A 19,925-nucleotide genomic window follows, 5' to 3' on the forward strand; every position below is an offset into this window, starting at 1 on the left:
GATGGCCGCTTTCAATACACAACAACCTAATCCTGGAACAGGCTATCTACTTGCCCTCACCAGCCCTTGATAGTAAGGCAACTGGTCAATGCGCGGTGTGTAGACCCCCTCAGCGACACTTTTCTGAACATGAGCCGCGATTTCATCAAGACGAGCAAACCAGACATCGCCTTTTGACCTCATGTATTCGATCAGTTTGGTCACCTCACGCCATCGTGCCAGACGACCTGAAAGGAACGGGTGCCAAACCGGTATGAATAGACCGCCATACTCCCACGCCGCATCAAACTCGGCCTTGAACACCTCGACAGCTCGTTGAGGCGATTGAATCGGCATCTGAAAATCAAGGTCGATGCTATGCATATACTGCGGCCAGTCATCCAGGGCCCAGCTTGAAGGCAGTTCCACCAGTTCGCCAGCCGAGGTACGCAACAGATAAGGAACATCATCCCCCATCAAAGAAGCGTCATAACTGAAACCTCGTTCAATCAACAAGTCGGCAGAGTGCTCTGACATGTTGTAGAGCGGTGCCCGCCATCCGCGCGGAGCCTGGCCAGTGAAGCGCTTGATGGTGTCGCAGCCGCGATCAAGCCAATAAGCCTCCTCTTCTCGGCTCAGTTCGTTTGGATGTTCATGTATGTAGCCATGATGGGCAATTTCATGACCACCTTCGACGATGGCCTCAATGGCTTTGGGATAGTGCTCGATGCACCAGGCCGGAATAAAAAACGTCTGCTTGATCTCAAAACGTCGATAAGTTTCCACAATCCTTGGAACCGCCACGTCAGGACCGTACTGCAGCATGGAAATACTGGCAACCCGTGTCGCCGAGTCTTTGGGGTGTGCCACATGCAGAATGCTGTCTGCATCCATATCAAATGTAAAGGCTACGGCACAACGCGCGCCATTTGGCCAAACAATCGGGTTGCTAATCATGCTTGATCACTCCTGCCTGCAATAATCACCAAAAAAGCCCATGCCACAAGTTGCCGAGGACTGGTATCAATATTCGTGATCGATTAGCCAATCGGAATAATGTGACATTCCTTGTTCAAGCGACCATTGCGCCCGATACCCCAACTCGCGTTCCGCAGCACTGAGATCCCACTCCCCCTGCCGATCCAGATGCCAATAGCCACCACCGATTTCAATATTGGCATCCGGCATCAGTTTCCTGATGATATCGACGGCTTCATGCAACTTCCATGGACGATCACCGGCGATATTAAACACGCTGCCCTTGATATCTTTAGCTTCAGCCGCTATCAATACAGCACGTACAACATCTTCTACATGAATATAATGGAAACGGTGGTCGCCACCGGAGGGCAGTGTGAATTTTTCACCACGATGAACCGTTTTGAGTATATCCCTGAGAACTTGTGGCATTTTATTTTCAGGGCCGTACACTTCCGCAATCCGCAACGAGACCACCTCCATACCATAGAGATCGTTATAGACCCGGCCAAAATGTTCGGTGGCAAGCTTGGTCACACCATAAGGTGTCGTTGGATTGGCTGGGGTTTGTTCGTTAACCACACCCTCGACATGTCCATAGACAGCCTCGGAAGAGAAATTAACGAGCTTCTTGATCCCCGCCATGCGCATCGCTTCAAGCAAATGAATGGTGCCGTCGATATTCGCCGCCACCGTGGTGATCGGAAGTTCTATGGACAAGTCAGGGTGTGACATCGCCGCCGTATGAATGACACGATCAACCCCGAACTCCTGGATGGTTCTGACAATTTTCGGAATATCGAACAACTCACCCTGTACCGCCGTCATGAACTCTGACTTGGCCTCCGAGTAGTCACGATTGTAACTAACCACCTGAACACCCTGCTCACTGAGTTTCTTGGTGAGGTACCGACCCACATAACCCAGACCACCGGTAATCATTACAGCGCTCATTTTGTATTCCTCTTATTATAATCGTATGAGAGTCACTTATTTGACATGGAGAACTTTCGGCTCGCTGAAATTCGATCTCTGTGCAGCCAATCAGATCGCGGTTCCGCCATTAGGGCTGATCACCTGCCCAACCATGTAATCTCCCGCGGGTCCGGCCAGGGCTTCGACCATGGCGGCAATTTCTTCCGGCTTTCCGAAGCGCTTCAATGGAATTGTCTGGCGCGTCTCATCGTTGTATTCGATGGTGTCCTTGATCAACATATCCGTCTCGATCGGGCCCGGTGCGACCGAGTTCACCAACACGCCTGACGAAGCAACTTCCTTTGCAACCGCTTTGGTCAGGGCAATCACCCCGCCCTTGGAGGCGCAGTACGCGGCGTAAGTCGCAAATCCAATCAGCCCCAACTCAGAACTGATATTGATAATCCGCCCTTGACCGCGTGCCAGCATGCCCGGCAACACCGCCTGCATACAGGCCCAGGTACCTCCGAGATTGGTGCTGATCATCTGCTCCCACTGTGCCCAGGTGGTGTCTGCAACTGTGGCCGAAACCAGCCGCCCGGCATTATTCACAAGGATGTCGACCCGCCCATAGCGATGCTCTGCCTCCCGGATGATTCCGGCTGCGGCTTCAGGATCACTGACATCGGCTTGAACAGTGAATCCACCTCCACCGTTTTCTTCGGCGATAGCTATCACCGCTTGCAGTTGATCGTTGGTATCGAAGTAGTTCAGTACCAAATGATCCCCACTTGCAGCAAAGCGCCTGGCGGTTGCCAGCCCGATACCCTTCCCGGCCCCAGTGATAACTACAACACGCTTCATAAGTTCACCTTTATCTTTACTTGGAGTGACATGCAGGCTCGGCGAATAGCGGCCATCACTAAAGCGCCCACCTGTTATGTGTGAAGAGTTGGTATCCAGGTAACGCTGTTACGTTCAGCTAAAGCAGGCCATGGGATTGAAGGTCGGTCTTGACCTCGGCATCACGACTGATCCTGCACCTGGGAAAGTACAGTTCGCCTGGAAACATACGAGCGCCATATCAGGATCAATACGCCAGACAAGATCGTCAGCGCTCCAAGGTACCAGGCGGTGTACTGATCCTCCGGTGAAACCGGATTCGCCCCAGCGGTATAACCAATGTATCCAAGTACAAGGATTGCCAGAGACGCCGGGATCGACAGGGCCAAGGACAACCCGAAACTGTGACGGCGCCAGGTCATCGCAATGAAGGCTGCGATTGCGGCCATGTAGGACATCACCAGCGTGATGGTCACTACGTCGTAGTACCAGGAGATCTTGTCCAGCGGTTTCCACCAGAGCAGCGCGATGGCTACGGCCGAAACGATAAGGCTGGCCAGCCAGGGAGACCTCGACTTGTTGACTGATCGCAGCGCTACCGGCAGATGCCCTTCCTCGCTCATTCGGTAGAGCGTACGAGCAGCTGCGCTCGAGGAAATTTGCAATCCGGCGCAGGCCGAGGTGATGACGACGAACAATGCAATCCAGGCCATGGCAGGCGGCAAGTAGACATTTGCGACAGCGGCGATCGGTCCACCATTACCGTCTTCGATGATTGCCGCCAATGTCTCTACGGGCACTGCGAACTGCCAGCCGATAGCCGCGAGGCTGTAGATGAGAAATGCTGAAGTCAGCACCAGCAGCATGGAGCGTTGAACAGTGCGAACCGGAATGCGCGACTCTTCAATGTAGTTGATTGCCGAGTCGAAGTTGGCGAGCATCCATACGCCGAACAGCACACCCGGTCCGATCGCGGACCAGCCACCTGCGCCCTCCAACGAATACATGGAGGTGATTGATAAATCCTCAACTTGTGGATTGATCAGCCCCATCAACCCGAGTCCAGCTACAACGGCGATTTCGAAGACCAGAAAGACGCTGGCCACTTTGGCGGTGGCATTGACTCCTTTGCAGGAAATGACCAGGAAGATCAGGATCAGGCCCGTCCCGATCAGTTTGGAGTTCAGCGATCCACCCGTTGCCGGGATCAGTGCCTGTATGTATTCAGTGCCGATGATTGCGCACATTGCCATCACCGCCGTGCACGCAACCGCATACGCCCAGCCGAGAACGGTGCCTACACCGGGATGCAAAAATCGTGTGGTGAAGGTGAAAATTCCACCCGCTGACGGCGCCTGTCGAGTGAGCGAGATCATGCAGAAAGCCATCACCAACATCGGAAAGAAGTACGCAATCAAAATGGCCAGCGGCGCCTGGTGGCCTGATATCGAATAAAGAATCGACATCGAAGACGCAGCGATCCAGCCTGGCGCATTGAATCCAAGCGCCGAAAAAGTTACATCCCTGGTATTGAGAGTAGCTTTATTAAGCGCCGTATCCAACTCGCGAACGGTTCCATCACGGTCATAACCGATTATCTCATAGAGGTTCATTTTTCAGACTCTGAGCTATAGAAGATCTTATAACGCCCAAAAATTTTAAATTATTTAAGCGCCGTTTTTATTATCCAGCTAAGCAGAATGCAAATATTGAAACCAAAACAAGTCAGATTATAATTATTTATCAAGGCTTGTTTTTTAATCACGCTTTCCCCCCAAACCCTCCCTCCAGCAATCAGTTCTATTTGGGTTTTCTTCAACCATCCATGCGTGGTTAGTTGCGGCTCATGAAGCCTCTGACCGGCGGTGATTCATTATAAGAACGAACCGAAAATACCTAACATCCCCAATCTCAGATGCTTGTATCTGAGTAACCGAAGTAAGCGGTTTATGGGTAGCTGCGACGGCCAGGATCAGCGACTGCGGCTGTCGTGCACTTGCTGATCGGCATGGTAGGACGATCTCACCAAGGGCCCGGAGGCGACATTCTTGAACCCCATACGCAACCCCGTTTCGGCGAACCAGGCGAAGGTGTCCGGATGAACGAAGCGCTGCACCGGCAAGTGGCTGCGAGACGGTTGCAGGTACTGGCCGAGTGTCAGCAGGTCGACATGATGTTCACGCATGCGCTGCATCACCTCGATCACCTCGTCGTCGGTTTCGCCCAATCCCAGCATCAGGCCGGACTTGGTCGGCACCTTTGGAACGCGGTTTTTGAAGTTCTCCAGCAACGCCAGCGACCACTGGAAATCCGAGCCCGGACGCGCAGCCTTGTACAGGCGCGGAACGGTTTCCAGGTTGTGGTTGAACACATCGGGTGGCTCCTGCTCGGTGATCGCCAATGCCACCTCCATGCGCCCACGATAATCCGGTACCAGGGTTTCCAGCAGGACCTCCGGCGACAACTTGCGGATTTCCCGTAAACAGTCAGCAAAGTGCCGGGCACCGCCATCGCGCAGGTCGTCGCGATCTACCGAAGTAATCACCACATACTTCAGCCCCAGGTCGGCGATAGCGGTCGCCAGATTTTTCGGCTCATCCAGGTCCAATGGCTTGGGTCGACCGTGACCAACGTCGCAAAAAGGGCAACGGCGAGTGCAGATATCACCCATGATCATGAAGGTCGCGGTGCCGCTGGAAAAGCATTCACCCAGGTTCGGGCAGGAGGCTTCCTCACAGACACTGTGAAGCTTGTGCTTGCGCAGCAACGCCTTGATCCGCCCCACCTCGGGTGACGCCGCTAGCGGCACGCGTATCCAATCGGGTTTGCGCGGAACCTCTTCGGTGGGAAGAATTTTTACCGGAATACGGGCCACTTTCTCGGCACCCCGTAGTTTCACTCCGGGCTGCAGCGGTTGGGGCCGTCTGTCGATCATCTGGATGTCTGTCATAACCCTGCTCCAAAAGGTCGCGCTCCGCGGTGGAGCGCGCGCGTGTCGCCTCTACCCGCGTTTCGCGATCAGGCCTGATACACCGGGAACAAAGCGCACAGTTCCGCCACCTGCTTCGCCACCTGCGCCTCGACATCGGCGTCACCCAGGTGGTCGAGGATGTCGCAGATCCAGGTCGCCAGGGCGCGACACTCAGGCACCCGCAAGCCACGAGTGGTCACCGCCGGGGTGCCAATACGCAGGCCCGAGGTCACAAAAGGCGATTGAGGATCGTTGGGTACGGCGTTTTTGTTCACGGTGATATGGGCACGCCCCAGCGCGGCATCGGCGTCCTTGCCGGTAATGCCCTGGCGGATGAGACTGACCAGGAACAAGTGGTTGTCGGTGCCGCCGGACACCAGGTCGTAACCACGCTGGTTGAAGACTTCGGCCATGGCCTGGGCGTTCTTGATCACCTGGAACTGGTATTCCTTGAAACCAGGCTCCAGCGCTTCCTTGAAGCACACCGCCTTGGCCGCGATCACATGCATCAGCGGCCCGCCCTGCCCACCCGGGAATACCGCCGAGTTGAGTTTCTTCTCCAGCTGCGGATCGCTCTTGGCCAAAATCAGGCCGCCACGCGGACCGCGCAAGGTCTTGTGGGTGGTGGTGGTGACCACATCGGCGTAAGGCAGCGGGTTCGGGTACAGACCTGCGGCGACCAGCCCGGCGACATGGGCCATATCAACGAACAGGTAGGCACCGACTTTGTCGGCGATGGCTCGGAAACGCGGGAAGTCCAGGGTCTTCGAGTAGGCGGAGAAACCGGCGACGACCAGCTTCGGCTTGTGCTCCAGGGCCAGGCGTTCGACTTCGTCGTAGTCGATCAGGCCATTACCATCGATGCCGTATTGCACCGCGTTGTACAGCTTGCCGGACGAGCTGACTTTCGCACCGTGGGTCAGGTGGCCGCCGTGGGCCAGGCTCATGCCCAGGAGGGTGTCGCCAGTCTCCAGCAAAGCCAGGTAAACGGCCGCATTGGCCTGGGAACCGGAGTGCGGCTGGACGTTGGCATAGCCCGCGCCGAACAGCAGCTTGGCGCGGTCGATGGCCAGTTGCTCGATCACATCGACGTGCTCGCAGCCACCATAGTAGCGCTTGCCCAGGTAGCCCTCGGCGTACTTGTTGGTCAGCACGGTGCCCTGGGCCTGCATGACTTGCGGGCTGGTGTAGTTCTCCGAGGCGATCAACTCGATGTGGTCTTCCTGGCGTCGAGCTTCGCGACCGATGGCTTCGGCAAGTGCCGGGTCGAAATCGGATAGGGTCAGGCTTTTATGGAACATGTTTGTACTTCCTTCTTGTTTGGCGGGTAGGAGGCGCTTCAGGCAAGGCCCGGGCATCGGCCTCAGGCGTCCTGATAAATCGACATGGGCGGGCAGGCGCAGGCAAGGTTGCGATCGCCGTAGACATTGTCCACGCGGCCGACCGGTGGCCAGTACTTGGCGTCTCGCAAGGATTGCAGCGGGTATACCGCCAACTCGCGGCTGTAGGGGTGGGTCCAGTCGCCGACCAGTTCTGCCGCAGTGTGCGGGGCGTTCTTCAGCGGGTTGTCGACAGGATCCAGTTCGCCGCGTTCCACCGCCAGGATCTCTGCGCGGATGCGGATCATCGCGTCGCAGAAACGATCCAGTTCTTCCCTGGATTCGCTCTCGGTAGGCTCCACCATCAAAGTGCCGGCGACCGGAAAGGACATGGTCGGCGCATGGAAACCGTAGTCGATCAGACGCTTGGCGACGTCATCCACACTGATCCCGCTGGCCTCCTTGAACGGGCGCAAGTCGAGAATGCATTCGTGAGCCACCAGACCGTTCTCGCCGGTGTAGAGCACCGGGTAGTAGTCCTCCAGACGCCGGGCAATGTAGTTGGCGCCAAGGATCGCCAGTTGCGAGGCACGCCTGAGGCCTTCGCCGCCCATCATGCGGATGTACATCCAGGTAATCGGCAGAATGCTCGCGCTACCGTAGGGCGCGGCGCAGACCGCACCGTCCTTGCGGGACATTTTTTCATGACCCGGCAGGAACTCTGCCAAGTGCGCCTTGACGCCGATGGGGCCGACACCCGGGCCACCACCGCCATGGGGAATGCAGAACGTCTTGTGCAAGTTCAAATGCGAGACGTCACCACCGAATTTGCCCGGCGCACAGAGCCCGACCATGGCGTTCATGTTCGCGCCATCCAGATATACCTGGCCGCCGAAGTCATGGATGATCGCGCAAATCTCGCGAATACCCTCTTCAAATACACCGTGCGTCGATGGGTAGGTGATCATCAGCGCGGCCAGATTCTCCTGGTGGATTTGAGCCTTGCTCAGCAGATCCGCGACATCGACGTTGCCCCGCGCATCACAATCGACGACCACCACCCGCATGCCGGCCATTTGCGCAGTGGCCGGATTGGTACCGTGGGCCGAGGACGGAATCAGACAGACATCGCGATGCGCGTCACCACGGCTGGCATGGTAGGCACGTATCGCCAGCAGACCGGCGTACTCGCCCTGAGAACCGGCATTGGGCTGCAATGACATGGCGTCATAGCCAGTCGCCGCACAGAGCATGTTCTCAAGCTCGTTGAGCAGTTCTTGATAACCCAGCGTCTGTTCGGTCGGTGCAAAAGGATGCAAATCACTGAACTCGGGCCAAGTGATGGGGATCATCTCGCTGGCGGCGTTCAGTTTCATAGTGCAGGAGCCCAGTGGGATCATGGTGCGATCAAGCGCCAGGTCCTTGTCGGCCAGCTTGCGCAGGTAACGCATCAACTCGGTTTCCGAGTGGTAGCGGTTGAATACCTCATGCTGGAGGATCGGCGTTTCACGCATCAATGACAGCGGCAGACAGTCGCCAGCGGTAGCGGCCAGATCGACGAAGTCCGGCAACGCCTGGCCCTGAGCGGCGAACACTGACCACAGCGCTTCAACGCTGGCCTGCAGGCAGGTTTCGTCCAGCGACAGGCCGACTCGCACGTCGTCGATCAGGCGCAGGTTGATACGCGCAGCCGTCGCCGCGGCAATTACGTCCGCCACCGGGCACGCGGTCACGACACTGAAGGTATCGAAATAGTGATACTGCTCGACCTTGTGCCCGAGTTGCTGCAGCCCCTGCGCCAGGATCGACGTCAAGCGATGCACACGCCGGGCAATGCCGGCCAGACCCTGTGGGCCGTGGTAGACGGCGTACATGCTGGCGATGTTGGCCAGCAATACCTGAGCAGTGCAGATGTTGCTGGTAGCCTTCTCTCGACGAATGTGCTGTTCGCGGGTCTGCATGGCCAACCGCAGGGCCGGCTGGCCGTGACGGTCGATGGAAACACCGACCAGACGGCCAGGCATGTCACGCTTGAACCTGTCGCGGGTCGCAAAGAAAGCTGCATGCGGGCCGCCGAAGCCCAGCGGCACGCCGAAGCGCTGAGCACTGCCCAACACCACATCGACACCGAACTCGCCGGGCGCTGCCAACAAGGTCAGGGCCAGTAGATCGGCCGCCACGGCAACCAGTGCGCCAGCCTCATGAGCGCGCTGCACCAGGGAGCGATGATCCGCAATGGCGCCCGTGCTGGCCGGGTATTGCAGCAGCAGACCGAAGTACCCGTTGAGATCGTCCAGCTCCGACTCCTCGCCAATCACCACTTCGATCCCCAGGGGTTCAGCGCGGGTGCGCAGCACATCGAGGGTCTGCGGATGGCAGTGACGAGAGACGAAAAAGGCCGGGGCCTTGTTCTTCGCCAAACGCTTACAGAAGGTCATGGCCTCGGCTGCCGCGCTGGCTTCGTCGAGCAGCGAGGCGTTGGCGATCTCCATGCCGGTCAGATCGCTGATCAGTGTTTGAAAGTTGAGCAGTGCCTCAAGACGCCCTTGGGAAATCTCGGGCTGGTAAGGCGTATAAGCGGTGTACCAGGCCGGGTTCTCCAGCAGGTTGCGCAGGATCGGTGTCGGGGTATGGCAAGGGTAATAGCCCTGGCCAATGTGGTTACGAAATAGCTGATTTTTCCCGGCGATGGCCTTGATCGCGGCCAAAGCCTGCGCCTCGCCCTGCCCCGCGGACAATTCGAGCACAGAGGTGCCCTTGATGCCTTGCGGGATGACGCTGTCGATCAGCGCCTGGAGAGAGTCGTGTCCGGTCAACTCCAGCATGGCGCTGATATCAGCGTCGCGAGGACCAATGTGACGGGCAATGAACTCGTTTTCGATCCCCAGCGGGATAGGTGCTTTGCTCATGTCGGCACCCCGGCTCAGGCGTTGGCGGCCAGGAAGCGGTCATAGCCTTCCTGGTCCAGCAGATCGTCGAGGACGTCGAGGGCGTCGATGCGAATGCGGAAGAACCAGCCATCATCCATCGGTGAGGTATTGACCAGTTCGGGGTCGTCGGCCAGTGCTTGATTGACTGCGACTACTTCGCCAGTCAGCGGCATGCTGATGTTGCTGGCGGCTTTCACCGACTCCAGCACCGCGACTTCGTGGCCTTCGCTGAACTGCCCCAGATCCGGCAACTGCACAAAAACCACATCGCCCAGCGCTTCTTGGGCGAAGCTGGTGATGCCGACAGTCAGCTCACCGGACGACTCTAAACGCAGCCATTCATGCTCGGGAGTAAAACGCAGAGTGCTCATGGATTTTCCTCTTGTTATCAATATGTCCTGGAGCGTCCGCGAGGACGACTCGGCTTATTGAACAAGAGCAAGGGCTATGCCAATTTAATAATTTACCTATAAATCATATAGTTAGAATAACAACCGAATAATCTGTCGAAGAATTCGGAACGATATCGATCCAGCCCATGGAAGACTTTCAGCGCTACCGGGCAGCCTCGATCCACGGCGGGCGGGGCTCGCGTGCCTGTGGAGCGTAATCGCTCCAGCGGAACACAATCGAACCGCCCATAAACCCTGGCAGTCACTCTGAAGAGCGGGAAGATATCCCATACTTGCGCAGTCGCTGACCGATGGCAGTGTGCGAGGTCTGCAGTCGCAGGGCCAGTTGACGGGTTGAGGGGTAAGCCGTGTAATACCGTTCCAGCAAGGACTTCTCGAACCCCTGCATCGCCGCTTCCAGGCTGATCACCTCTGCGCAATCAGTCTGCTGAGTGTTCAGCGCCGTGCCAGCCAACTCCAGTCCGTCACAATCGATCACCTCGCCTTCGCAGATCGCCGCTGCACGGAAAATCACATTCTGCAGTTGGCGTACATTGCCCGACCAGCGATTGCCAAGCAGCAGAGGATGGGTCGCAGGTGAAAGCCGACATGACGAGCGCTGGATCTGTGTGCAGGCCTGGTGCAGAAAGTGTTCGGCCAGCAAGATGATGTCCAGCCCGCGTTCACGAAGCGCCGGGACCATCAAATTGAGTACGTTGAGCCGGTAGTAGAGATCCTCACGAAAACTACCCTCTGCGACCATTCGCTCCAGATTGCGGTGAGTTGCGCTGAGCACACGCACGTTGACATGCACCTCACGATCGCCGCCCACTCGGCGGAAACATCCATCGCTCAAAAAACGCAGCAACTTGGCCTGCAGATAGGGCGACATCTCGCCCACTTCATCGAGGAAAACCGTACCGCGATCTGCCAGTTCCAGCAGCCCCGGCTTGCCACCGCGCTGTGCGCCGGTAAAGGCGCCGGCGCTGTAGCCGAACAGCTCACTCTCAGCCAGGCTTTCTGGCAGCGCGGCACAGTTCAGAGCAAGAAAAGGCGCATCGCGCCGCGCACTCATGGCATGGCAGGCACGCGCCACCAACTCTTTGCCTGTGCCTGTCTCGCCCTGAATCAACAAAGGTGCATCCAGCCCGGCAACCTTGCACAGGCGTGTTTTGAGTTGTTCAAGTGCCGATGATTGTCCCAGCAACGCGTCAAGGCCATTAGCGTGATCGTGGTGCAGGGAGGCCAAGCGTTCGCCGATACGGCTGGGAGGGTAAAGGGTCAGCAACCCACCCGCGAGTAGCTTTAAATTCGGGTCTGAACCATCGATTGGGGTGGCATCGAGCAGCAATTGCTGCCCCTTGAAGTTGACCTCGCACATTGGCATGCGAAAAGCCTTGCCGACCAGGGTGCTTGCCAGATCCGGCTCAGCGAACAGATTCGACAGTGGCTCACCGGTCGGATCGCTACCGTAAAGGGCGATCAGCTTGGGGTTGGCCAGTAGCACATAGCCCTGGGGATCCACCGCCAGCACCGGATCGCTCATGGCAGCCAGCAATGCATCGAGTTGCAGGCGGCGACGCTGGCCAGGCAGCATGTCCACCAAATTTACCGACTTGACTCCCTCAATTTGCAATAACGCGTCGTTGAGTTCGTCCAGCACCGTCTGTCTAAGGTCTGGAACATCGATGTAGACATTCGGCGGAATCATTTCCACTGCGTCCAGATTCAGCTTGCGTGCACCGAGCAACGCCAGGACTTCCTGGGTAATACCAACGCGATCGATGAACATAACGTGGATTCGCATAGCGACTCCTGAGCAATAACAGTGGGTTCAATGGGTTTGCGTCAGCGCGCGGGTGGACTGCATCAGCTCGTCCAGGAATGCTCTCAAAATCAATGGTGGCGTGACCCCGCGCCGGGTAATGATCTCGAAGCTCGAGAGCAAGCGCAGGCGCCCCGGCTCCAGGTGTCTCAGGTCGCCGGAGTCAACCCACTGTCGGGCATAGTGCTCTGGTAAGAAACCGGCGTAAGCCCCGGATAGAATCAACATCGCCTGAGCCTCGACGTTGTCTACCGTGGCGTCTGCCTTTTCCACACCCAGCGCCTGTAGATCGCGCTGTTGCAGGTAACCGCGTGCGACCACCCGGCTGACGGCGATGCGCTCAAGCAGGTTGACCTTTGGCCCCTCTGCGCTGAACAACCCATGGTTGCGTCCACAGAAAAAACCATGACTTTCCTGATACAAGGGCGAATAGGACAGCCCTGATACGCGAAAAGGGAAATGCCCGATCGCCAGATGCAGGCGGCCATCGAGTACCTTCTCCTCCAGCTCCGCGGGCGTACCGATGGATACATGCAAGTGCACCTCGTGGCCGCGTTGCACAAAACGCTGGGTGGTCTGCTTCAGCGGGCAACCGGGGTCGGTAATGGTGCTGTCAATTACTCCGAATTTGAGGGTGCCACTGACCTGACGTTTCAGTACGTCGGCATCCACACAAAAGTCCTCCACTGCACCCAGCAGACGCTGGGTAGCTTCGTATATTGCCTCTCCCTGCTCGGTCAGGCGAAAACCGCTGCGACCACGCTCGCACAGTTTGACCCCAAGCCGGGTCTCGAGATGTGCCATTTGCTCGCTAATAGTGGACTGAGCGACGTTCAATGCAGCCTGAGCAGCGGAAAAACCACCGCTTTTGACGATAGCACTGAACACTCTGAGCAGTTTCAGGTCGACGTCGTGCAACTGAATCATTACGGACCTCATGTTCGGGGACACATCGGAATTCACGATTGGCGCAGTCTATGATCATCACTTTTCCAGACCCACGTAAAGCCGAAAGTACAGTTGAGTGCGACAGGTTTTTGAGCGTCTGGCATCCGCAAAGTATCCAGCCCTGCCCCCGTTCGCTGCAGTGGTTCTATGATGTCGAAGATGACGTGATGAACTGACAGATAGAAGACGCGCGCATCGTTGATGCAGGGGACACAGGTATCGTTAATACCGATATGAATAGACGCAATGATGGGAAGTCGATCGCTTGTCCAATGCACCGATATTTATTTCGACTTCACCTATGTCGAAGCTCACGGAGTGAGAGCAACCTGACTACTCTTTTAAGGGCTGCCGAAGTTCGGTGTGTACTGCGACGAGATGTGTAGATACCTATGACTCAAAGGCCATCTACCTGAACTTGAATACATAGATCGCAAGACACTAATATCAGACGAACTTAACGATAGCTGACGCAACTAAGGAACTCTGCCAGCGCAAGAATCAACTCGCGCACTCTTCTGTCACCGCAACACAGCGATCGCCAGAATATCGGTTCGTACGCGACGCAAACTATTTCTTGCATGAATTGGGGTTATCACAATTTTAAATAGTCCTGTTTTGCCTGCACTGGGTAAACTCTGTCGCCAAGCCCAACCAAGACAACGATTAAACAAACCTGGACAAATAATTTTCTAACGGATCGCACATGAACGCTTTATGTAAATTGCCATGACCCCTGACCAACGATTTGCTTGCCATGTCCGCTCCGCCATTTTGATATTGACCGGTCTGTTCATCTACTTCCTGGTAGCAGACCTCTACATGCCGCTCACCCCCCAAGCGCAATTAACCCGTTCCGTTGTGCGTATCGCGCCTCGCGTATCGGGACAAGTCATAGAAGTGACGGTGGTCAATAATCAGCATGTCGAGGCCGGGCAGTTGCTGTTCCGGCTGGATCCCCGCCCTTTTGCTTTAAAGGTCAAGGAAGCGCAGTTGATGATCGAGCGCGCCCGCCAGGATTACTCGGAGCGTGATGCAAATCTTGGCGCCGCCCAGGCTGACTGGTCAGCAGCAAAGGCGAAGGTTCAGGAGTTGGCAGCCCAGGCGGCGCGCATGCGAACCTTGCATGACAAACACTTCGTCTCCACCCAACTGCGGGATCAGATCAACGCCAACCTGATTATTGCCCAGGCGCAAGTACGGGCTGCGTCCAGCACCATTGATGAAATCAAGGCACGCCGGGGTGGCCCTGGTGACAACAATGTTCACGTCCGTCAGGCGCACAACACGCTGGAACAGGCCCGACTGCAACTGGAATACAGCGAAGTCCGGGCCGAACGTGCCGGCGTGGTTGGCAATCTGCAGCTCAGTCCCGGTGCGTACCTCCAGGCCGGTGCATCCGTCATGGCGCTGGTGGAGGACAATGCCGATGTCACTGCCGACTTCAGAGAAAAAGCCTTGCGCTATGCGCAACCCGGCACAACCGCCTCAGTGGTGTTCGATGCCCGGCCAGGGGAAATTTTCTCTGCGAAAGTCAGCAACCTGGAGTCGGGGGTGAAAGAAGGCCAGATCGAGGCAAACGGCGATCTGGCCGCACCTGCGCAATCGGATCGCTGGGTAAGGGATGCGCAGCGCCAACGCATCCATCTGGTGTTCAGTACCGATCTTCCGCCCTCGCTACCCTCTGGAGCGAAGGCAACGGTGCAGCTGTTTTCCAGCGACAACCTTGTGGCGCGCCTGCTGGGTGCACTGCAAATCCGCCTCGTCAGCATCATCCATTATGTCTACTGAGCATGGCGGCCCCCATCGCCTGAGCGAAAACGACCTGCGTCAATGCCTGCGCATTGCCGGCGGTGGTTCGCTGGGACTGTTGATCTGCAAGGTTTTCAATCTGGAATACGGCGCTTTCTTTTGCGTTTACCCGATGTTGATCCTTGGCCTGGTTCCAACCTTGAATGCCCATCTGGTCCGCCAGTTCCTGGCTCAGGGCGTGGTGGTCAGCCTGGAGGTCGGGCTGCTTTATGGGCTCTTTGGTGACCGGCCGGTGTTGGCGGTGCCTGTGGTGTTCCTGTTGTTCCTGTACCGCTTCGCGCTGATGGCGAAAGGGCCGCTGTTTTTCTTCGGCGCTCTGAGCGCGGTGTTTCTCTCGATTCTGCTGCACTTTTCCAGCTATCCGCAAACCGATGTCATCGATCTGCTCTGGTGTAACGGCGCAGCGATCTGGCTCTCTGCGGCGATTGCCGGCCTGATGTTTTACCTGTTTCCGGATGTCACTCCCCGCAGCCCCAGACAACCGCTGGAAAAAGACCTGCCCAGCCAGCGCCATGAAGCCCTGCTTGGCGCAACGGTCGCAACCGTGTCGTTTGTCGCCTTTCAATCCATGGACTTGAAAGACTCATTGTCCGCGCAAGTGGCAAGCATCCTGATCCTGTTTCCCATGCACTGGAAAGGCGCGCATTTCGCCGGACGCATTCGTGCCATAGGCACGCTGATAGGTTGTGCAGTGGGCTTTATCATGCAGTTGTTGCTCTACAACCATCATGACATTTTGCCGCTGGTTTTATTGATGTTCTGGGTGGCCTTGATGCTGTGCGCCCGTTGGCATTCAATGGAAAAAGGTGTGCCGGGAATAGGCTTTGGCGCCATCACCACACTGGCCATTCTATTCGGACAATACCTGACGCCCTCCCACGACATCATGTTCGATATCTTTTATAGATTTACCTCGGTGTCGATCTCGGTAGTCCTGACCCTGATACTGATTTTTCTCATCCATGGATTTCTCAATCGATTCGCCGTGACTCGACACATGAGCCATTGAGCGATGCAAAAAACGTTTCCTCGACCACGCGGCCGTCCGGGTAGCGATAGAAGCCCTGCCCGGTCTTGCGCCCCAGCAAGCCAGCGGCAAGCTGCTCAGCCATATACTCTTCAACATGCTCACCCATGTCTGCTCCTGGTTCCGCCCCGATGGCAAGCTCGGCATTGAACAGGTGGTCAGCCAATACTCGGAACTCGCATTTCGGATGGTTGGCTGCCCCCAACGGCCAAGAGCCAATCAGTTAAGGGCATGAGGTCTCTGTTGTTGTAGGAGCGAGCTTGCTCGCGATGGACTCAAGTGCGGCGCGTTTATTCAAACAACACGCGTTATCGTTATCAACCATTGCGAGCAAGCTCGCTCCTACAGTGGGTCGGTGTACATCCGCGAGAGCCAGGCTGGCTGCCAGGCCGCAATCGCGAGCAAACGGAACGCCGCCCGGCGGCTCCTACAGGGCATTAGCCACAGGCAATCTACCCCAATTGAGCCTGGATCTTTTCCACCACGCCGCGCATCGCCGGCAGGTAGCGGCGAGCCGCTTCCTCGACGGACATCGCCTTGGCGATGTAGACCAGATTCAGGCAGCCCATCACCCGCTTTTCGTGGGTAACCGGGATCGCAATGGCGGCGATTTTACGTTCTTGACCCCAATGGGCATTATTTTCTCCATAACCTTTGCCGAGGGTGTGCTCCACCAGCCGGTCGACAAATCGGCGATCCGCAGCCAGCGCCGATTGTTCGTCTTCGCGGCTGATCATCAACTCAATCAGCTCTTCTCGTTCCGCAGGTGGGCAGAATGCAAAGTACGCGCGCCCGGTCGCGGTCATGAGCAAGGGCAGGCGCCGACCGACCATGGAGCGGTGAAACGACAGGCGACTGAAACGATGGGTGGTCTCACGAATGACCATGGCGTCACCGTCCAGCGTGCACAGGTCGGTGGGCCAGACAACTTCCTGCAGCAACTCGCCGAGCAAGGGTGCGGCGATTGAGGAGATCCATTGTTCATCGCGAAACCCTTCACTGAGTTCGCGTACTTTCAACGTCAGTCGATAGCTGTCATCCGACTCGCTGCGCCGGACATAACCTTCAGCCTGCAAGGTCTCCAACAGCCTGCGCACGGTGGTGCGGTGCAGCCCGCTCTGCTCAGCCAGTTGCGCAGTGCTGGCTCCGCCATCGAAGCGGTTCAAGCCATTGATCAGTGCCAGACCCCGCATCAGACCGCGCACGGCTTTGTATTCGGTCTCGTTCATAGATAGGCCCTTTATTCTTGTAAATCAATCATGTGCACTCAGTGCACACTAACAAGGGTTGTCGTTGTCGACCAGCCCTGTGATTTCCATACTGCGCCCAACAAGAAATCCAAAAGCGCTGTACGGAGATGACCATGAGTTCTGCACCCACTCCTTCCACATTGGACCTGACCACCGACATCGCCATCGTCGGCGCCGGCCCTGTCGGCTTGATGATCGCCAATTACCTGGGCCAATGTGGTGTGAACGTCACCTTGGTGGAAAAGCTCGACAGCCTGATCGACTACCCCCGCGCCATCGGCCTGGACGACGAAAGCCTGCGTACTTTCCAGGCTGTCGGTCTGGCCGACAACGTGCTGCCGCACACCACACCCTGGCACGCCATGCGTTTCCTGACTCCCAAGGGTCGCTGCTTTGCCGATATCCAGCCCAAGACCGATGAGTTCGGCTGGTCTCGACGCAACGCCTTCATCCAGCCCTTGGCCGACCGAGTACTGTTCGAAGGCTTGCAGCGTTTTGACAACGTCAAGGTGCTGTTCGGCCGTGAGCTCGAAGGCTTCGAGCAAAGCGACAGCGGTGTGGTGCTCAACCTCAAGGATCAGAACGGCCGCGGCGAACGCCTGCAGGCCCGTTATCTGATCGGTTGCGACGGTGGCAACAGCCTGGTGCGACGCAGCCTGAACATCAGTTTCGAAGGCAAGACCGCGCCTAATCAGTGGATCGTCGTCGACATCGCCAACGACCCGCTGAGCACGCCCCATGTTTACCTGTGCTGCGACCCGGTGCGCCCGTACGTTTCAGCCGCCCTGCCCCACAGCGTGCGCCGTTTCGAATTCATGGTAATGCCCGGCGAGACCGAAGCCGAGCTGAGCAAGCCAGAGAACATGCGCAAGCTGCTGGCCAAGGTTCTGCCAAATCCCGACCGCATCGAGTTGATCCGCAGCCGCGTCTATACCCACAACGCCCGCCTGGCCGGGCGGTTCCGTGAGGGCCGGGTGCTGCTGGCCGGCGATGCCGCGCACATCATGCCGGTCTGGCAGGGCCAGGGTTACAACAGCGGCATGCGCGACGCCTCCAACCTGGCCTGGAAACTCTCACTGGTGATCAAAGGCCTGGCCGCCGACAGTCTGCTCGACAGCTATGAACAAGAACGCCGTGACCACGCCAAGGCGATGATCGACCTTTCTGTGCTGGCCGGCCACGTGTTGGCACCGCCCAAACGCTGGCAAGGCACCTTACGTGATGGTGTGTCGTGGCTGCTCAACTATGTGCCGCCAGTCAAACGCTACTTCGTGGAAATGCGCTTCAAGCCAATGCCCCAATACACCCAGGGCGCCTTGATCGTACCAAACGAAAAATGCTCGCCAGTGGGCAAGATGTTCATTCAGCCGCGGGTACTGACCGAAGCCGGCGAAACCGTTTTGCTGGATGAGGTGATCGGCGAGAATTTCGCGATTATCGCCTGGGGCTGCGACCCGACCTGGGGCCTGACGGCCGCGCAGATCGATCAGTGGCAAGCACTGGGCACGCGCTTTATCCAGGTACTGCCGGACGTCCAGCTCAAAGCTGCCAGTGACGTCAGCCAAGGTGTGATCCGCATCGGTGACAGCACCGGCCGCCTCAAGGAATGGTTCGCTCGCGGCTCGGCATCTATCGCCCTGGTGCGCCCGGACCGCTTCCTTGCCGGCTTGGCCATTCCGCAAACCGTCGGCCAGGCCTGTGATGAATTGGCCCTGGCGCTCAAGGCACTGCCGCAACCTGAAGTGGCGATCCTCGCCAGCAAGGTAGCCTGACATGAGCGCCTATCTGCACTGTTTGTCTCATACACCACTGGTGGGCTACGTCGACCCGACGCCCGAGGTGCTGGCCGAGGTCGATGGCATGATCGCTGATGCACGGGAGCGCATCGCCCGCTTCGACCCGGAGCTGATCGTGCTGTTCGGCCCCGACCACTACAACGGCTTTTTCTATGACCTGATGCCGGCCTTCTGCATCGGCATGGCGGCCCATGCCATCGGCGATTTCGACACGGCCGCCGGCCCCCTGGATGTGCCCAAAGCGCTGGCCGAATCCTGCGCTCAGGCAGTCCTCGATGCCGGCGTCGATGCCGCCGTGTCCTATCGCATGCAGGTCGACCACGCCTTTGCCCAACCCCTGGAACTGTTGCTTGGCGGTTTGCAAGGCTGCCCGGTGATTCCGGTGTTCATCAACTCGGTGGCGGTTCCCCTGCCCGGCTTCAAGCGTGCCCGTCTGCTCGGTGAAGCGATCGGCCAATGGGCGCAGTCGCTGAACAAGCGCGTGCTGTTCCTGGCTTCCGGTGGCCTGTCTCACCAGCCACCGGTGCCGGAACTGGCCAAGGTCGATGCGCGCATGGCCGATCGTCTGATGGGCAGCGGTCGCCAGCTGCCGGCCGATGAGCGCCAGGCGCGCCAGCAACGAGTCATCCAGGCCGCCCGGGACTTCGTCGAAGACCAACACAGCCTGCACCCGCTCAACCCAACGTGGGATCAGCAGTTTCTCGACACCCTCGAACAGGGCCGCCTGAGCGACCTCGATGCCTTGGGCAATGACGAGCTGTCGGCACTGGCCGGCAAATCCACTCACGAAGTGAAAACCTGGGTTGCAGCCTTCGCCGCGCTGTCTGCCTTCGGCCCTTATCAGACCGAAGGCCGCTACTACCGTCCGATTCCCGAATGGATCGCAGGCTTTGCCGCCCTTGGCGCCCAGCCGCTGAACAACAACCACTGAATCCAAGGA

General features: G+C 57.6%; 17 protein-coding genes. 5 read left to right on the forward strand and 12 right to left on the reverse strand.

Annotation, left to right across the window (positions count from 1 at the left end):
- Positions 1-42 precede the first annotated feature (42 nt).
- The 10 genes from ACA064_RS18020 to ACA064_RS18065 form a co-directional block, all read right to left on the reverse strand.
- Positions 43-936, reverse strand: coding sequence for a polysaccharide deacetylase family protein (locus ACA064_RS18020; protein ID WP_497669343.1), 894 nt, complete (start codon positions 934-936; stop codon positions 43-45).
- Between the two features lie 66 nt (positions 937-1,002).
- Positions 1,003-1,911 (reverse strand): NAD-dependent epimerase/dehydratase family protein, encoded by a 909-nt coding sequence (locus tag ACA064_RS18025; RefSeq protein WP_497669344.1) that lies wholly within the window; start codon positions 1,909-1,911, stop codon positions 1,003-1,005.
- A 90-nt stretch (positions 1,912-2,001) separates the two neighbouring features.
- Positions 2,002-2,736 carry an SDR family NAD(P)-dependent oxidoreductase gene (locus tag ACA064_RS18030; RefSeq protein WP_497669345.1) on the reverse strand — a complete coding sequence of 245 codons (735 nt, stop codon included), beginning with the start codon at positions 2,734-2,736 and terminating at the stop codon, positions 2,002-2,004.
- 161 nt (positions 2,737-2,897) lie between these two features.
- Positions 2,898-4,328 carry an APC family permease gene (locus ACA064_RS18035; protein WP_497669346.1) on the reverse strand — a complete coding sequence of 477 codons (1,431 nt, stop codon included), beginning with the start codon at positions 4,326-4,328 and terminating at the stop codon, positions 2,898-2,900.
- Positions 4,329-4,687: 359 nt separating this feature from the next.
- Positions 4,688-5,665, reverse strand: a complete 978-nt coding sequence (gene lipA / locus ACA064_RS18040; RefSeq protein WP_497669347.1) for a lipoyl synthase — start codon at positions 5,663-5,665, stop codon at positions 4,688-4,690.
- A gap of 68 nt (positions 5,666-5,733) precedes the next feature.
- Complete coding sequence (gene glyA, locus ACA064_RS18045) at positions 5,734-6,987, reverse strand: serine hydroxymethyltransferase (RefSeq protein ID WP_497669348.1); 1,254 nt, start codon at positions 6,985-6,987, stop codon at positions 5,734-5,736.
- A 62-nt stretch (positions 6,988-7,049) separates the two neighbouring features.
- Positions 7,050-9,914: an aminomethyl-transferring glycine dehydrogenase gene (gene gcvP / locus ACA064_RS18050; protein ID WP_497669349.1), complete on the reverse strand. Its 2,865-nt coding sequence runs from the start codon at positions 9,912-9,914 to the stop codon at positions 7,050-7,052.
- Positions 9,915-9,928: 14 nt separating this feature from the next.
- Positions 9,929-10,306: a glycine cleavage system protein GcvH gene (gene gcvH, locus ACA064_RS18055; RefSeq protein WP_497669350.1), complete on the reverse strand. Its 378-nt coding sequence runs from the start codon at positions 10,304-10,306 to the stop codon at positions 9,929-9,931.
- A 283-nt stretch (positions 10,307-10,589) separates the two neighbouring features.
- Positions 10,590-12,134, reverse strand: a complete 1,545-nt coding sequence (gene gcsR / locus ACA064_RS18060; protein WP_497669351.1) for a transcriptional regulator GcsR — start codon at positions 12,132-12,134, stop codon at positions 10,590-10,592.
- Between the two features lie 27 nt (positions 12,135-12,161).
- A complete protein-coding gene (locus tag ACA064_RS18065; protein ID WP_497669352.1) occupies positions 12,162-13,079 on the reverse strand; it encodes a LysR family transcriptional regulator in 918 nt (305 codons plus the stop codon).
- 750 nt (positions 13,080-13,829) lie between these two features.
- Here ACA064_RS18065 and ACA064_RS18070 point away from each other — a divergent pair.
- Both ACA064_RS18070 and ACA064_RS18075 read left to right on the forward strand, forming a co-directional pair.
- Positions 13,830-14,891, forward strand: coding sequence for an HlyD family secretion protein (locus ACA064_RS18070; protein WP_497669353.1), 1,062 nt, complete (start codon positions 13,830-13,832; stop codon positions 14,889-14,891).
- Entirely contained in the window at positions 14,881-15,921 is a 1,041-nt protein-coding gene (locus ACA064_RS18075) for a DUF2955 domain-containing protein (RefSeq protein WP_497669354.1), read from the forward strand. The genes ACA064_RS18070 and ACA064_RS18075 overlap by 11 nt, the downstream gene beginning before the upstream one ends.
- Here the strand turns inward: ACA064_RS18075 and ACA064_RS18080 are convergent.
- Positions 15,884-16,048 (reverse strand): hypothetical protein, encoded by a 165-nt coding sequence (locus ACA064_RS18080; RefSeq protein WP_497669355.1) that lies wholly within the window; start codon positions 16,046-16,048, stop codon positions 15,884-15,886. The two genes, ACA064_RS18075 and ACA064_RS18080, sit on opposite strands and share 38 nt — an antisense overlap.
- Between ACA064_RS18080 and ACA064_RS18085 the strand changes: the two genes are divergently transcribed.
- A complete protein-coding gene (locus ACA064_RS18085) occupies positions 16,037-16,174 on the forward strand; it encodes a TetR-type transcription factor C-terminal domain-containing protein (RefSeq protein WP_497669356.1) in 138 nt (45 codons plus the stop codon). The genes ACA064_RS18080 and ACA064_RS18085 overlap by 12 nt on opposite strands.
- 217 nt (positions 16,175-16,391) lie before the next feature.
- On the opposite strand, the gene ACA064_RS18090 is transcribed toward ACA064_RS18085, so the two are convergent.
- Positions 16,392-17,168, reverse strand: coding sequence for a DNA-binding transcriptional regulator (locus ACA064_RS18090; protein WP_497669357.1), 777 nt, complete (start codon positions 17,166-17,168; stop codon positions 16,392-16,394).
- A 134-nt stretch (positions 17,169-17,302) separates the two neighbouring features.
- Between ACA064_RS18090 and ACA064_RS18095 the strand changes: the two genes are divergently transcribed.
- Complete coding sequence (locus tag ACA064_RS18095; RefSeq protein WP_497669358.1) at positions 17,303-18,961, forward strand: bifunctional 3-(3-hydroxy-phenyl)propionate/3-hydroxycinnamic acid hydroxylase; 1,659 nt, start codon at positions 17,303-17,305, stop codon at positions 18,959-18,961.
- Between the two features lies 1 nt (position 18,962).
- Complete coding sequence (gene mhpB / locus ACA064_RS18100; protein ID WP_497669359.1) at positions 18,963-19,916, forward strand: 3-carboxyethylcatechol 2,3-dioxygenase; 954 nt, start codon at positions 18,963-18,965, stop codon at positions 19,914-19,916.
- Positions 19,917-19,925 lie beyond the last annotated feature (9 nt).

It is taken from the genome of Pseudomonas sp. LBUM1658, assembly GCF_059716055.1.